The 14,205-nt window shown below is 73.6% G+C and carries 11 protein-coding genes and 1 riboswitch; of the genes, 8 read left to right on the forward strand and 3 right to left on the reverse strand.

Annotated elements, in window-relative coordinates:
* Nucleotides 1-6 precede the first annotated feature (6 nt).
* On the reverse strand, nucleotides 7-792 hold the full coding sequence (locus ACFYYT_RS20855; RefSeq protein WP_351820537.1) for a hypothetical protein: 786 nt from the start codon (nucleotides 790-792) through the stop codon (nucleotides 7-9).
* A gap of 183 nt (nucleotides 793-975) precedes the next feature.
* On the opposite strand from ACFYYT_RS20855, the gene ACFYYT_RS20860 reads away from it, so the two are divergent.
* A complete protein-coding gene (locus ACFYYT_RS20860) occupies nucleotides 976-1,638 on the forward strand; it encodes a hypothetical protein (protein ID WP_351820540.1) in 663 nt (220 codons plus the stop codon).
* Complete coding sequence (locus ACFYYT_RS20865; protein WP_351820543.1) at nucleotides 1,635-3,149, forward strand: protein kinase; 1,515 nt, start codon at nucleotides 1,635-1,637, stop codon at nucleotides 3,147-3,149. The genes ACFYYT_RS20860 and ACFYYT_RS20865 overlap by 4 nt, the downstream gene beginning before the upstream one ends.
* 36 nt (nucleotides 3,150-3,185) lie before the next feature.
* Here ACFYYT_RS20865 and ACFYYT_RS20870 read toward each other — a convergent pair whose 3' ends face one another.
* On the reverse strand, nucleotides 3,186-5,579 hold the full coding sequence (locus tag ACFYYT_RS20870) for a YfhO family protein (RefSeq protein ID WP_351820545.1): 2,394 nt from the start codon (nucleotides 5,577-5,579) through the stop codon (nucleotides 3,186-3,188).
* Nucleotides 5,580-5,756: 177 nt separating this feature from the next.
* Between ACFYYT_RS20870 and ACFYYT_RS20875 the strand changes: the two genes are divergently transcribed.
* Complete coding sequence (locus ACFYYT_RS20875; protein WP_351820548.1) at nucleotides 5,757-6,383, forward strand: SurA N-terminal domain-containing protein; 627 nt, start codon at nucleotides 5,757-5,759, stop codon at nucleotides 6,381-6,383.
* A gap of 122 nt (nucleotides 6,384-6,505) precedes the next feature.
* Nucleotides 6,506-7,507 (forward strand): nucleoside triphosphate pyrophosphohydrolase, encoded by a 1,002-nt coding sequence (locus tag ACFYYT_RS20880; protein ID WP_351820680.1) that lies wholly within the window; start codon nucleotides 6,506-6,508, stop codon nucleotides 7,505-7,507.
* Nucleotides 7,508-7,532: 25 nt separating this feature from the next.
* Here the strand turns inward: ACFYYT_RS20880 and ACFYYT_RS20885 are convergent, their stop codons facing one another.
* Complete coding sequence (locus tag ACFYYT_RS20885; RefSeq protein WP_351820551.1) at nucleotides 7,533-8,738, reverse strand: globin domain-containing protein; 1,206 nt, start codon at nucleotides 8,736-8,738, stop codon at nucleotides 7,533-7,535.
* A 121-nt stretch (nucleotides 8,739-8,859) separates the two neighbouring features.
* Here ACFYYT_RS20885 and ACFYYT_RS20890 point away from each other — a divergent pair, with 121 nt between their 5' ends.
* The 4 genes from ACFYYT_RS20890 to eno all read left to right on the forward strand — a co-directional run bounded on the left by ACFYYT_RS20890 (nucleotide 8,860) and on the right by eno (nucleotide 14,165).
* Nucleotides 8,860-10,152, forward strand: a complete 1,293-nt coding sequence (locus ACFYYT_RS20890; RefSeq protein WP_351820554.1) for a cytochrome P450 — start codon at nucleotides 8,860-8,862, stop codon at nucleotides 10,150-10,152.
* Between the two features lie 160 nt (nucleotides 10,153-10,312).
* Complete coding sequence (locus ACFYYT_RS20895; RefSeq protein ID WP_351820557.1) at nucleotides 10,313-11,359, forward strand: transglycosylase family protein; 1,047 nt, start codon at nucleotides 10,313-10,315, stop codon at nucleotides 11,357-11,359.
* A 274-nt stretch (nucleotides 11,360-11,633) separates the two neighbouring features.
* Nucleotides 11,634-11,803: riboswitch (cyclic di-AMP (ydaO/yuaA leader) on the forward strand.
* A 2-nt stretch (nucleotides 11,804-11,805) separates the two neighbouring features.
* Nucleotides 11,806-12,549, forward strand: coding sequence for a transglycosylase family protein (locus ACFYYT_RS20900; protein ID WP_351820559.1), 744 nt, complete (start codon nucleotides 11,806-11,808; stop codon nucleotides 12,547-12,549).
* A gap of 329 nt (nucleotides 12,550-12,878) precedes the next feature.
* The gene (gene eno / locus ACFYYT_RS20905; RefSeq protein WP_351820562.1) at nucleotides 12,879-14,165 is read left to right on the forward strand and encodes a phosphopyruvate hydratase; all 1,287 of its coding nucleotides are present in this window, start codon (nucleotides 12,879-12,881) and stop codon (nucleotides 14,163-14,165) included.
* Nucleotides 14,166-14,205 lie beyond the last annotated feature (40 nt).

Consider the following 14,205-nt stretch of genomic DNA (forward strand, 5'->3'; position numbering starts at 1 on the left):
CTCCGGTCAGGGGGCGTCCACCACGTCCCGGCCGTCCGGCGGGGAGAGGGGCCGGCCGCCGGTGCCCATGCCGGAGTACTCGAAGCGGGCGAAGTCCGGGCCGGCCTGCTGGCGCTTGAGGAGGTACGGGGTCCCGTCCATCAGGACGTGATCGGTGATCTTGACGCCCCCCGGGCCGTCGGAGGTGAACACCGCCACCCGCCGGCCGTCGGAGTAGGTGCCGGCGTCCCGGTGGACGTTCGCGCGCTCGGTGAAGAGGGAGGCCGGGAAGCCCGCTCCGCAGAGCGCGGTGAGGTGGGCGAACGCGGGGTCGTCGACCTTCGCCTTCACCCAGTGGCCCGAGGCGCGGGCCACCGCCTGCGGCCGGCCCTCGAACTGGTCCTCCAGGAAGCCCGCGTCCCCCTTGACGTACAGGGCGTCGCCGTCCGAGAAGAGCTCCGCCGTGCCGGACTTGAACACGGTGACGTCGCCCCCGCAGCTGCCCTCCGGGTCGATCGTCAGGGCCCCCTGGAGGTGGCGTGCGCCCACCGTCAGGCCGACGCGCAGGGTCACGTACGCGGCTTCCTCCGTCCGCTGGTACGCGTCCTTGACGACGGTGGCGGGGTCCTTCCCGGCGAAGGGGTCCGCCGGCTCGGACGGCGGGGCCGACGGCGAGGCCGACCGCGACGCGCCCTTCGGCCCGGCACCCGCCGTCGCGGGCTGCGTGCCGCAGCCGGCGACGGCCAGCAGGGCGACGGAACAGACGAGCGCCGCGGCGGTCGCGGGCACGGCGGAACGCGTGGTGGTGCGCATGACGGGATCCCCCCCTGGGACGGTGCGAGAGCCCTGAGGCTAGCGGGGCGCCGGAGGAGCGGTGATCACCGGACCGGCCGTACTGCGACCCTGCAACGGTTGCGTCCATCCCCTCACGGACGGCCGGAAAGGCTGTATACGCTCAGACTCCGAGCCCTTCCGCACGCCTCGTCAGGAGCACCGATGCACGGCCCCGGCCTCCCGCCGCAGCCCGGCCCCCACGGCCACCGTCCCCTGTCGGGGGGCGACATGACGCTGCGCGTGCTGTTCACGGCGCTGCCCGTCCTCAGCTGCGGGTTCTTCTCCTGGGGGTCGATGCTGAGGCTCGCGATCCTCACCCGCAAGGCCCGGGACTGGGCCCTGCTCGTCATCACCGGTGTGCTGATGGTGGTCTGGATCTCCTTCATCGAGAGCGACCACACGCCCGACACCAGCGGCTGGCAGAGCGACCTGGGCGCCGGTGGCTCGATCCTCACCGGTTTCGCGGTCTGCGTGTACTACCTCGTCTCCGACATCCGCCACCACGAGACGAAGGCCCTCGCCCCGGCAGCGCCCTGGTACCCGGTGGCCCCGCAGTCCCCGTACACCGGGCAGCAGACCACCCACTCCTACGGCTACCCGCCCGCGCAGCACCAGGCCCCCGCGCCGCCGCGCCCGCAGGTCCCGCCGCAGACGCCCCCGCACACCCCGCCGCCCCGCATCGGGCAGGTCCGCGCCGAACTCGACGAGCTCAGCGAGCTCCTGCGCCGGCAGGGCCAGGGCCAGAGCCGCCCGCCGCAGCCCCCGCAGCCCGGCGGCCCCTACCAGGACCCGAACAGCACGGCGGTCCAGGACCCGAACCGGTGACCGAGCGGGAACGCCTGATCGGCGAGCGGTACCAGCTCGCCACCATCCTCGGCCAGGGCGGCATGGGCCAGGTGTGGACGGCCTACGACCAGCGCCTCGACCGGCGCGTGGCCGTCAAACTGCTGCGCCCCGACAAGGTCGCCGGCCCCGGCACCGTCGCCGAGGAACTGCGCCGCCGGTTCGTGCGCGAATGCCGGGTCACCGCCCAGGTCGACCACCCCGGGCTCGTCACCGTCCACGACGCGGGCAACGACGGCGACGAGCTCTACCTCGTCATGGGCTACGTCGAGGGCTCCGACCTCGCCGACCACCTCGCCGCGCACGACCCGTACCCCTGGCCCTGGGCGGTCGCCGTCGTCGCCCAGCTGTGCGCGGTGCTCTCCGCGGTGCACGCGGTGCCGATCGTCCACCGCGACCTCAAGCCCCGCAACGTGATGGTCCGCCCGGACGGAAGCGTCCTCGTCCTGGACCTCGGTGTCGCCTCCGTGATGGACACCGACACCACCCGCCTCACCAGCACCGGCACCCCGATCGGCAGCCCCGCCTACATGGCGCCCGAACAGGCCATGAGCGGCGCGGTCGGCCCGTACACCGACCTGTACGCCCTCGGCGTGCTGCTCTACGAACTCCTCAGCGGCAACGTCCCCTTCGCCGGGTCGACCGCCCTCGGCGTGCTGCACCGCCACCTCTACGAGCCCCCCGCCCCGGTGCGCCCGCTGCGCCCCGAGATCCCGGCGGAGCTGGAGGCACTGATGCTGCGCCTCCTCGCCAAGGACCCGCAGGACCGGCCCGGCTCCGCGCAGGAGGTCTACGAGGCCCTCGCGCCCCTGCTCCCGGCCCGCGGCAGCCGCACCCCGAGCGGCCCCATGGACCCCACCCGCCCCTTCCTGCGCCCCCAGGCACCCTGGCCGGACCGGGCCGCGATCGTGCCGCCCCGCCCGGCCGACCCGCCGGCCCCGCCCCGCCCGGACATCCCCGGCGCCGTGGACGAGGCCCGCAAACTGCTGGACCAGGGCCAGCTCACCCGGGCGGTGGACATCCTCGGCGGCATCCTCCCGGCGGCCGCCGCCGAGCACGGCGCCCACTCGCCGGTGGTCCGCTCCCTGCGCAAGCAGTACGCCGCCACGCTGATGGACGACGGCCAGTTCCGCCGTGCCCTGCCCGAACTGCGGCGCCTCGCGGACGAGTTCCCGGCCGGTGACCCGCAGGCGCTGCGCCTGCGCTACGACGCGGCCCAGTGCCTGGAACAGCTCGGCGAGCCCGCGGCCGCCCTCGCCGAGTACCGCTCGCTGCTGCCCTTGTTCGAGAACCACTACGCCAACCCGGACCCGGGGCTGCCGCTGGAGGTCCGCCGCCGGATAGCGCACCTGCTGCTCTCCCTGGGCGACCGGCCGGCCGCCCACGACACCCTGGTCCGGCTGCTGTTCGACGCGGACCGGGTGCACGGCCCGGGCCACCCGCTCCCGGTCGACATCCGCCGCACCCTCCAGTGGCTGGGCCAGGTGCGCTGACCCCCCGCCGCCCGCCGCCGCGTCGGCGCCCCCGGGTCAGCGCGCCCGCCGCCGGCGCCTGACCGCCAGAGCCAGCACCACCAGCGCCGACAGCCCGGCCGCCGCCGCCCCCGGGAGCAGGCCCGGCGGACGGAAGGAACAGGTCAGGGTGGTGGTGCGGCCGTCCAGCGGGACCGCCAGCAGACCGAGCCGGGACGAGGCCGCCCGGCCGTCGCAGGTCCAGCCCGCCACCGCCGGGACCGCGATCACCGCCGTGCCGGTACTGCCCGGCGGCAGGGTGGCGCGCAGCCCGGAGGAGCCGACGCGCACCGAGGTGGCGGCGGAGGCGCGCAGGGCCGACACCGCGCGCGTGAGCCGGGTCCGGTCCAGGCAGGACAGGGCCCAACGGGGCGGGGCGGGAGCGTCGAAGACCAGCTTCGAGGCGGGCCCGCGCGAGGTGCCCAGCGGCTGGAGCGCCGCCCGGTTGCGCGGGGCGCTGCCGCCGAGCCGGAAGGGCCGGCCCCCGTCCAGGCGGGCCGTCGCGTTGTACTCCGGGGCCCACAGGTAGGCCTCCGTACCGGCCCGGCAGACCCCGGGCGCGACGGGGTCCTCGTACACCGTGGCGCCCAGCAGCAGCTCCTGGTTGGCGAAGGGGGACTCCCCGTAGGCGAGGCCGGGCTCCGCGGGATGGACGGTGACCAGCGGCGGGACCTCGGCGCGGGCCACCGTGCCGTCCGGCTTCAGCCGCGCGCCGACCGAGAACACCGCGTCCGTCACCGGGTTGTCGATGCTCTGCACGTTGCGGCCGCGCGAGGTCCAGCCCGCGCCCAGCGCCTGCATGGTGCGGGTGAACACGTCCGGGGTGTGGCTGCTGTAGTAGGCGCCGCCCTCACCGCCCAGCAGCATCGGGTCGTTGCCCGACAGGGCGGGCCGGCCCGCGTCGGTCCGGTACGCGGGCCAGCCGTCGGCCCGCGCGAGGGCCTCGGCGCGCCGGGTGTGCGCCGCGTTCCAGGACGGGTAGTCGTCCAGCCCGGCCAGTTTCCCCTTGTGCCCGTACGCCGTCGTCGCCGCGGCCTGCCCCACCAGCGCCAGGGCCAGCAGACCGGCCGCGGGCAGCAGCAGCCGCGGCCGGCGCAGCGCCCACCAGGCCCCGGCCGTCAGTGCCAGCCCGCCGCCGAAGAGGCCGTACCCCCAGCCCGTGGCGAGGGGGCTGGCGCTCGCCCAGCCCAGCGCCGCAGCCAGCACCGCCGCGCCCGCGGCGAGGGACCGCGCCGAGGGGAGTCCGGCCGCCAGGCCCGTCCACGCGGCGATGACCACGATCCCGGCCAGCACGAAGGTCTGCCGGTACGCGCTGCCGTTGGGCGTCGCGAACAGGTGCCAGGCCAGGTGGGTCGGCGCCCACTGCAAGGAGAGCAGCACCGCCGCGACGAGTCCCGCCCACCACCACCGGGTCCGGGCGGGCAGGGCCCGGTGGAAGGGGAGCGCCGCCGCCAGCAGCAGCGTCCCGGTGCCCACGAACACGGCGGGGGAGTTGAAGGAGTACGTCGCCGGCATCAGCCGCGCGAACAGGTCGGACCACGGCACCGGCCCGAACTGCCGCGACCAGCCCGGGTAGGCCTGCTTCGAGCTGAGGAAGAGCGGTACGAGCACGGGCGCGGCCAACGCGACGCCGAGCACGGCCGTCCCCGCCGCCCGGCCGGCCACCAGGGCCCGCTCGCGCACCCCCTCCCGGGTGAGCACCACTCGCACCAGCAGCACCAGGGCGGCGCCCAGCGTGGCCATGTAGGCGGTGTAGAAGTTCGCGGTCCACGACACGGTCACCACCAGCACGCCCAGTACGGGCCGCCGCCCGCGCAGCGCCCACTCGCCGGTGAGGCACAGCAGCGGGAAGGCGATCAGCCCGTCCAGCCACATCGGGTTGTAGGAGGCCTCGATCACCGACCATCCGCACAGCGCGTACGAGGCCGCGAGCAGCCCGGCCGCCCACCACGGCCCCCGCCGCTGGGTGCGCAGCAGCCAGGCCATCGCCGCCGCCGCGGCCGCCATCTTCAGCACGGTGACCACGTACACCGCGAGGTCGATGTCCGCGCGCGGGAACAGCGCCACCAGGACGGCGAAGGGGCTCGTCAGGTAGGTCCCGAGGTCGGGCAGGAAGCTGGTGCCGTACCCGGACTGCCAGTTGAAGAGGATCCCGCCCTGCGCCCGGCCGTGCAGCAGGTCCCACAGGTGGGCGTGGAACGGCACGAACTGGTTGCCGAGGTCGTTGACGCTGCGATGCCGGGGCCCGTACGGGAACACCCGCGCGACCGCGTCCCCGCCGCACACGGCGACGAGGGTGACCAGGGCCGCGAACGCCGACCCGGCCAGGCCGGAGCGGCGCGGGGAGCGCCGTGCGGAGGGGGACGCCGGGCGGTCCGCGGCGCGGTGCGGGGCGAGCGCTTGAGTCGACATGGTGAGGCGACCATCCCAGGAACGGGCGCCGCGGTGGTAGCCGGGGAGTGAACTCGCACCCCAACACCCCCGGAATCGTTGGTCGAAGCGGTGGCCCGGACCACCCTGACTGCATACCATCGATCACCGCACGGCCCTTGTGCACCGACGCACAATCTCCCGGCCCTGGAGGCTCCTTTGCACCGTCGCACAGCGCTCTCCGTCTCCGTCGCCCTGCTCGCGGCGGCCCCCCTGCTGACCGCCTGCTCGGGCGGTACCCGACCCGGTACGGCGGCGGTCGTCGGCGGGGAACGCATCACCACCTCCGCCCTCCAGGCCCAGGTCAAGGACGTCCGCGCGGCGCAGAACCGTTCCGGTCAGGGCGCCCAGCTCATCGAGGCGACCGCCGGACTGGAACGCCTGAAGCTCAACAAGATGATCCAGACGGCCGTTCTGGAGCGGGCCGCCGACGACGCCGGCCTGAGCGTGACCCCCAAGGAGATCGAGGAGGTGCGCAAGGCGCAGCTCCAGCAGGCGGGCGGCCGGGCGGGGCTGGAGGCGGCCGCGCTCCAGCAGGCGCAGCTGGCGCCGGACCAGCTGGAGGCGGACACCCGCTTCAAGCTGCTGCGCGACAAGCTCTTCGCGCACTACGGCAGTCAGGACAAGGCGCTGGCCAAGCTGGGGGAGGCGGCGAAGGCCCTGCACATCGAGGTCAACCCGCGCTACGGCAAGTGGGACGCGCAGCAGATCATCCTCGGCGATCAGCAGACCCCGTGGATCACCCAGCGCAGCCGGTCCGAGGTACCGGCCCTCGGCGGCGCGTGACGTACGGGCGGAGGTAGGTTCGGAGGGTGACCGACCACACCGCCGAACCCGCCCCCGCGTCCGCCCCCGCGTCCGCCCCCGGCTCCGCTCCCGGCCCCGCCGCCGCAGAGCCCGTCGGCCGGATCGTCCTGCTGACCGCCAGCCACCGGGTCGCCCCCGGGCTGCTGTCCTGGCCGGCCTGGCAGACCCTGCACGCCGCCGACCTCGTCCTGTGCGCCGATCCGGAGCACCCGCAGCTGCCGTACCTGCGGGAGGCCGGGGTGCGGGTGGTGCGGGAGGCGCCCGACGCCGAGGGGCTCGTCGGGGCCTGCGCGGGCGGCCGTACGGTCGTGGTGCTCCCGGGCGGCGAGGGGGACCGGCGGCTCACCGACGGCCTGGCCCGCCTCGCGGGCTCCGGCCGCGTCAGCATGCCCGACCTGGAGCTGCTGCCCGGCTCGTACGACCTGCCGGGTGCGCGGCTGCTCGACCTCGTGCAGGTGATGGACCGGGTGCGGCGCGAGTGCCCCTGGACCTCCGCGCAGACCCACGAGGGGCTGGTGAAGTACGCCATCGAGGAGGCGTACGAGCTGGTCGAGGCCATCGAGGACGGTGACCGGGCGGCCCTGCGCGAGGAGCTCGGGGACGTACTGCTCCAGGTCGTCTTCCACGCCCGCATCGCGCAAGAGGCGGCGGCCGCGGAAGAAGGGGCGGTAGAAGGAGTAGAGGGAGAAGAAGAGGAGGGCGCGGTGGCGTTCTCCATCGACGACGTCGCCGGGGACCTGGTGGACAAGCTGATCCGCCGCCACCCGCACGTCTTCGGGGACGCGCGGGCCGATTCCCCCGAGGACGTCAACGCGCACTGGCAGGCCACCAAGGCGGTCGAGAAGCAGCGGGAGTCGGTCACCGACGGGATCCCGGTGGCCCAGCCCGGGCTCGCGCTCGCGGCCAAGCTCGCCGGCCGGGCCCGCGCGGCGGACCTCGGGGTGGAGCTTCCCCGGGGCGAGGGCATCGGCTACGAACTGCTCGCGCTGGCGGCGCGCGCCGAGGCGGAGGGGACGGACCCCGAGACGGCGCTGCGGGCTGCGGCCCGCGCCTACCGGGACGCGATCAGGGCCGCCGAGGGCGTCGGCCGGTCCGCCGGCTGAGCCGCCGGCCGGTCCGCCGGCCGGGTCAGTCCGCGCGGCGCGGGGCGCGTGCGGCGGGGTCGTGCCAGTGCGGGTCGGGGCGGTTCAGGAACCACTCGCCGAAGCCGAGGGGCCGGGTCCGGGCGGAGCCGGAGGCGGGGACCGCGTCGTGGAAGAGCCGCTCGGGGAGGGTGCCGAGTTCCTCCAGGAGGTGGGCGGTCTCCTCGATGAACGGCGACGGCCCGCTGAGGTAGACGTCCTGCTCCCGCCACAGGGCCCGGTGGCCGAGGGCGGTGGCCAGCCGGTCGGTGGCCTGGTTGCGGTGCTGCCCGGGCGCGGGGGTGATGTAGGTGACGCCGAGCCAGCCACAGGAGGCGGCGTACGCGTCGATGAGCGGGCGGTCGTAGAGGTGGGCGGCGTCCCGGGCGACGACGAAGAGCCGTACGTCCTGATCGGGAGGGCGTTCCACCAGGTCCTCCAGCAGGGCCCGGACCGGCGCCCAGCCGGTCCCGGCGCCGATCAGGGTCAGGGGGCGGTCCGCCCGGCGCAGGAACAGGCCGCCGCCGGGGGCGCCGAGCCGCAGCCCCTCGCCGGGCCGGACCTCGCGGACCAGGGCGGTACTGAGCAGGCCGCCCTCGATACGGCTGACGTGCAGGTCGACGGTGGTGTCGGCGCGGGGCGCGTTGCCGAGGGAGTACGTGCGCCAGGTGGCCGGGACCCGTTCGCTGCTCACACTGACGTACTGGCCGCTCCGGTAGGGGAGCGGGGCGTGCGGGCGCAGGGTCAGTACGGCGATGTCCTCCCCGTACTGGAGGTGGCGCACCACCTCGGCGTCCCACCAGGGCGGGTCGGCGCTCGCCCGGGCGCCGGTCGTCATGGCGTCGGCCATGACCTGGTAGGCCTCGCTCCAGGCCTTCTCGACGTCGGGGGTCCAGGCCTGGCCGGAGGTCTCGGCGAGGGCGGCGAGCAGGGAGGTGCCGACGGCGGCGTAGTGCTCGGGGCCGACCAGGAACTTGCGGTGGTCGCGGCCGAGGTCGCGTAGATAGGGGACGAGGGTCCCGCTCTCCAGGTGGGCGATGACATGGGTGAGCGCGGCGAAGAGCCGGTCGCGCTGGCGTTCCATGCCGTCGGCGGAGGGCGGGAAGAGGGTTCGGAGTCCGGGGTTGTGCCAGAAGAGGTGGGCGTAGAAGAACTTGACCGCGTGCTCGGCCCGTCGCTCCACCACCGCGAAACTGCGTTTCAAGATCCTCACATCCACAAAACCGAAAGTAGGAAGGGCGGGGAAGGCGAGGTCAAGGGACGGCCGATCTACGGACAGCCGCGGCGAACCACCTATATGGGGTGGCGGCCGCCGGGCGGGATAACGTCATCGGGTGCATGAGCAGACCTCCCCGCCCCCCGCCGACCCCGCCGCCCCCCAGGGCCCGACGCTCTTCGACTGGGAGTTCGCGACCGACCCCTACCCGGCGTACGCCTGGCTGCGCGAGCACTCCCCGGTGCACCGCACCAAGCTCCCCAGCGGGGTCGAGGCCTGGCTCGTGACCCGGTACGCCGACGCCCGGCAGGCCCTCGCGGACCAGCGGCTGAGCAAGAATCCCGCGCACCACGCGGAACCCGCGCACGCCAAGGGCAAGACGGGGATCCCCGGGGAGCGCAAGGCGGAGCTGATGACGCACCTGCTGAACATCGACCCGCCGGACCACACCCGGCTGCGGCGGCTGGTGTCGAAGGCGTTCACCCCGCGCCGGGTCGCCGAGTTCACCCCGCGCGTGCAGGAGCTCACCGACCACCTGATCGACCGGATCGTCGAGAAGGCGGGGGACGCGGAGACGGGCGAGGCCGATCTCATCCATGAGTTCGCCTTCCCGCTCCCCATCTACGCCATCTGCGAGATGCTCGGCGTACCGCGCGAGGACCAGGACGACTTCCGCGACTGGGCCGGGATGATGATCCGCCACGGCGGCGGCCCGCGGGGCGGAGTGGCCCGGTCCGTCAAGCAGATGCGGACGTACCTCGGGGAACTCATCCACCGCAAGCGGGATGATCTGGGCAATGACCTCATCTCGGACCTGATCCGGGCGAGCGACCACGGGGACCACCTCACGGAGGCGGAGGCCACCGCGATGGCCTTCATCCTGCTGTTCGCCGGCTTCGAGACCACGGTGAACCTGATCGGCAACGGGCTGCACGCCCTCTTCATGAACCCGGACCAGCGGGTGCGCCTCCAGGACTCCCTCGCGGCGGGGGAGAGCGCCCTCCTGGAGACCGGCATCGAGGAACTCCTGCGCTACGACGGCCCGGTGGAGCTGGCCACCTGGCGGTTCGCCACCGAGCCCCTGACCCTCGGCGGCCGGGACGTCGCCGCCGGGGACCCCGTCCTGGTGGTCCTCGCGGCGGCCGACCGCGACCCCGCCCGGTTCGCGGACCCGGACACCCTGGACCTCTCCCGGAGTGACAATCAGCACCTCGGCTACGGCCACGGCATCCACTATTGTCTCGGCGCCCCGCTCGCCCGTCTCGAAGGCCAGACGGCGCTCGCGACTTTGCTGACGCGTCTGCCGGATCTGGAACTTGCCGTTCCCCCTGCCGACCTGCGCTGGCGCGGCGGGCTCATCATGCGGGGCCTGCGCACCCTGCCGGTCCGCTTCACACCCCGAAACGGTTGAGCGCGGCCCGCGCCGCGGGGCGGCGGCGCGCCCGCCCGGCAACACGGCTCCGGATTCCGGTCGCCTGACCGGAAGTCAGTCCACCGTCGAACTTGTGACATCCGTTCGAAGGCGGCTAGGTTCTGCCGTTACCCCGCCGTTATGCGAAAGGTGCAGCCTCATGCGTTCCGGGAACGGCCGCCACAGACGTCCCCGCCAGGTACCCGCCCTGGTCGTCACCGCCGGAGTCACCGGCTCCGCCCTGGCCCTGCCGCTGCTCGCGGCGGGCAGCGCGGGTGCCGCGGACACCGCCACCTGGGACAAGGTCGCCGACTGCGAGAGCGGCGGCACCTGGAGCGCCAACTTCGGCAGCGGAGCCTACGGCGGGCTCCAGTTCACCCTGGAGCAGTGGAAGAACGCGGGCGGGCTCGCCTACGCCGAGCGCCCCGACCTCGCGAGCCGCTCCCAGCAGATCGCCGTCGCCGAACGGGTGCTGGCCTCCCAGGGCCCCCAGGCGTGGCCGCTGTGCTCCGCCTCGGCCGGGCTGACCCAGCAGGGGCCGGCGGCCCAGGTGGACCCGGGCAACGCCCCGGGGCCGGTCGCCCCCTCCCCGTCCCGGCCGGACGCCTCGGTGCCCGCCACCGGCTCGGGCGGGAAGCCGACGGACTTCGGCGCCCCGACCCCGCAGCCGGGCTCCTCGCCCTCCGCCGGCCCGAGCGGCCTGCCGGACTACCCCCTGGGTCCCACCAGCGGACTGCCCGTCATGCCCGACCCGGACTATTCGGTGCCCTCCACCGACCTGTCGGTGCCGCCGACGACCACCCCGGCCACTCCGGGAACCCCGTCCACCCCGGGGACGCCCTCCACCCCGGCGGACCCGACCGCCCCGACGGCCCCGGTCAGCCCGACCGCCCCGGTGGACCCGACGGCCCCGGCCGTCCCCGGGGCCACCCCGGGAGCCGCCACCCCCGCTGCCGAGAAGGGCGACGGCGCGGGCAAGCACCGCGGCCCGGCGGCCATCGAGGTGCCGGCGGCCCCTGGCGCGGCGTCAGGCGCCGCCGCGGAGCCCACGTACACGGTGAAGCCGGGCGACAGCCTCGCCGCCATCGCCCACGCCAACGGGCTCACGGGGGGCTGGAACGCCCTCTACCAGGCCAACGAGCAGGTCATCGGCGGGGACGCGGACCTCATCAAGCCCGGCCAAAACCTGGATCTAACCAAGGAATAGGGGCAGTTCGGGCATCCGGAAAGAGCTGAATGTCCGTTATCGGCAAGTGAGACATGCGTCTCTTCCGGTCAACTGGCGTGTCTCGTTCCGGAACTTCCGCAAACCCTGCCCTCACCTGCGCAAACGTGCACTTTCGGAACGCAAGTAGGCCGGTTTCTCCCTGATGTCGCGCGTTGAACATCCGGGAGAGACCTGTCTACCTTCTGAATCGCTCGCCACCGCGAGCTCCTTCGACCGCATCGCCGAATCCTGCCGGCGGACGGAGGGAACAGTCGTCGCGCAAGCGCCGAAGGCAGGAGCGGGGGAACCAAGGTAGTCGCCGGGAACGGCCGTTGAGAGACGGTCACGACCGGCTAGGGGTTAAGCCACGTGCTCGACACGTGACCGGGCAACTCATCCGCCCGAACCCGACAGCTCACCTCGAAGGCGTCGGTGAGGAGAAATCCATGCTGCTTTCCGGCAAGGGCAAGCACCGCCGCGGCTCCAAGGCCGTCCGCATCGTCACGCTCGCCGGTGTCGCCGGTGTCGCCGTCGCGGCCCCGCTGATGGCCGCCGGCTCCGCCAGCGCCGCCACCGCCACGGAGTGGGACAAGGTCGCCTCCTGCGAGTCCGGCGGCAACTGGGCCATCAACTCGGGCAACGGCTACTACGGCGGTCTCCAGTTCTCCGCCTCCACGTGGGCCGCGTACGGCGGCAAGGCGTACGCCGCGCAGGCCAACCAGGCCTCCAAGTCGCAGCAGATAGCCATCGCCGAGAAGGTCCTCAAGGGCCAGGGCAAGGGCGCCTGGCCGTCCTGCGGCGTCGGCCTGTCCAACTCCTCGTACAACGGTGGCGGCTCGACCTCCACCCCGGCGAAGCCGAAGCCCGCCACGCAGCCCGAGGCCGCGAAGCCCGCGAAGCCCGCGCCCGTGAAGCCGGCCACCCCGAAGGCGGAGTCCAAGCGCCCCGCCGAGGCCCCGGTCACCCGCTCCGAGCGCTCCGAGACCCCGGCGCCGGTCAAGACCGCCCCGAAGTCCGGCGCCGTGAAGACCGGCAACGGCTCGTACGAGGTCAAGGAGGGCGACACCCTCGGCACCATCGCCCAGGCCAACGGCGTCCAGGGCGGCTGGGAGAAGCTCTTCGAGCTCAACAAGGACATCGTCGACGACGCTGACCTGATCTTCCCGGGCCAGAAGCTGAAGGTCGGCTGAACTCCCGCGCAACAACCCGGCCGCGCCCGCTGACGGCGCGCCACCCGTGACACCGTGACACCGTCCGCCGCCCGGCGCGTATCCCCCCACGCGCCGGGCGGCGGCGTGCTGTCCGCCCAGCCGCCCGTCCCGACGGGCCTCCCGGCGCCGCCGAGGGTGCCCGCGTCCCGGAGCCGTATGTCCGGGAAGAGGGGTATTCGGTCCCTTTTTCGTCCCAGGACCCGGGCGGTCGGACGGTCGAGTGCCCCGAGCCGGTTAGGCTCTAGTCGGCAAGGCCGTCCCACGGCCTGACACGCCACCGCACACCCAGCGTCACATCCCAGAAGGAGATGCTCGTGCCGTCCATCGACGTCGTCGTAGCCCGGGAAATCCTGGACTCCCGAGGCAACCCCACGGTCGAGGTCGAGGTGGGCCTCGACGATGGCAGCACCGGCCGTGCTGCCGTTCCGTCCGGCGCCTCCACCGGTGCATTCGAGGCCATCGAGCTCCGTGACGGTGACCCCAACCGTTACATGGGCAAGGGTGTCGAGAAGGCCGTCCTCGCCGTCATCGAGCAGATCGGCCCGGAGCTCGTCGGCTACGACGCCACCGAGCAGCGCCTGATCGACCAGGCCATGTTCGACCTGGACGCCACCGACAACAAGGGCTCCCTCGGCGCCAACGCCATCCTCGGCGTCTCCCTGGCCGTCGCGCACGCCGCGTCCGAGGCCTCGGACCTGCCGCTCTTCCGCTACCTCGGCGGCCCGAACGCGCACCTGCTGCCCGTTCCGATGATGAACATCCTCAACGGTGGGTCGCACGCCGACTCCAACGTCGACATCCAGGAGTTCATGATCGCCCCGATCGGCGCGGAGTCCTTCTCCGAGGCGCTGCGCTGGGGTGCCGAGGTCTACCACACCCTCAAGAAGGTCCTGCACACCAAGGGCCTGTCCACCGGCCTCGGTGACGAGGGCGGCTTCGCCCCGAACCTGGAGTCCAACCGCGCCGCGCTGGACCTCATCGTCGAGGCCATCAAGCAGGCCGGCTACGTCCCGGGCAAGGACATCGCGCTCGCGCTCGACGTCGCCGCGTCCGAGTTCTACAAGGACGGCAAGTACGAGTTCGAGGGCCAGTCCCGCTCGGCCGCCGAGATGACCGAGTACTACGAGGAGCTCGTCTCCGCGTACCCGATGGTCTCCATCGAGGACCCGCTGTACGAGGACGACTGGGCCGGCTGGAAGACCCTCACCGACAAGCTGGGCTCCAAGGTCCAGATCGTCGGCGACGACCTCTTCGTCACCAACCCGGAGCGCCTGGCCCGCGGCATCGAGGAGGGCTCCGCGAACGCCCTGCTCGTGAAGGTGAACCAGATCGGTTCGCTGACCGAGACCCTCGACGCCGTCGAGATGGCGCAGCGCAACGGCTTCAAGTGCATGATGTCGCACCGCTCCGGCGAGACCGAGGACGTCACCATCGCCGACCTCGCCGTCGCCGTGAACTGCGGCCAGATCAAGACCGGCGCCCCGGCCCGCTCGGACCGCGTCGCCAAGTACAACCAGCTGCTGCGCATCGAGGAGATCCTCGACGACGCCGCCGTGTACGCGGGCCGCTCCGCCTTCCCCCGCTTCAAGGGCTGATCGGGGCCCGCGGGTCTCGCCTCCGTACGTCCCCGCACTC

Origin of the sequence: Streptomyces sp. NPDC002032, from assembly GCF_042890765.1 — a bacterium.
In the GTDB taxonomy this organism is placed as follows: Bacteria; Actinomycetota; Actinomycetes; order Streptomycetales; family Streptomycetaceae; genus Streptomyces.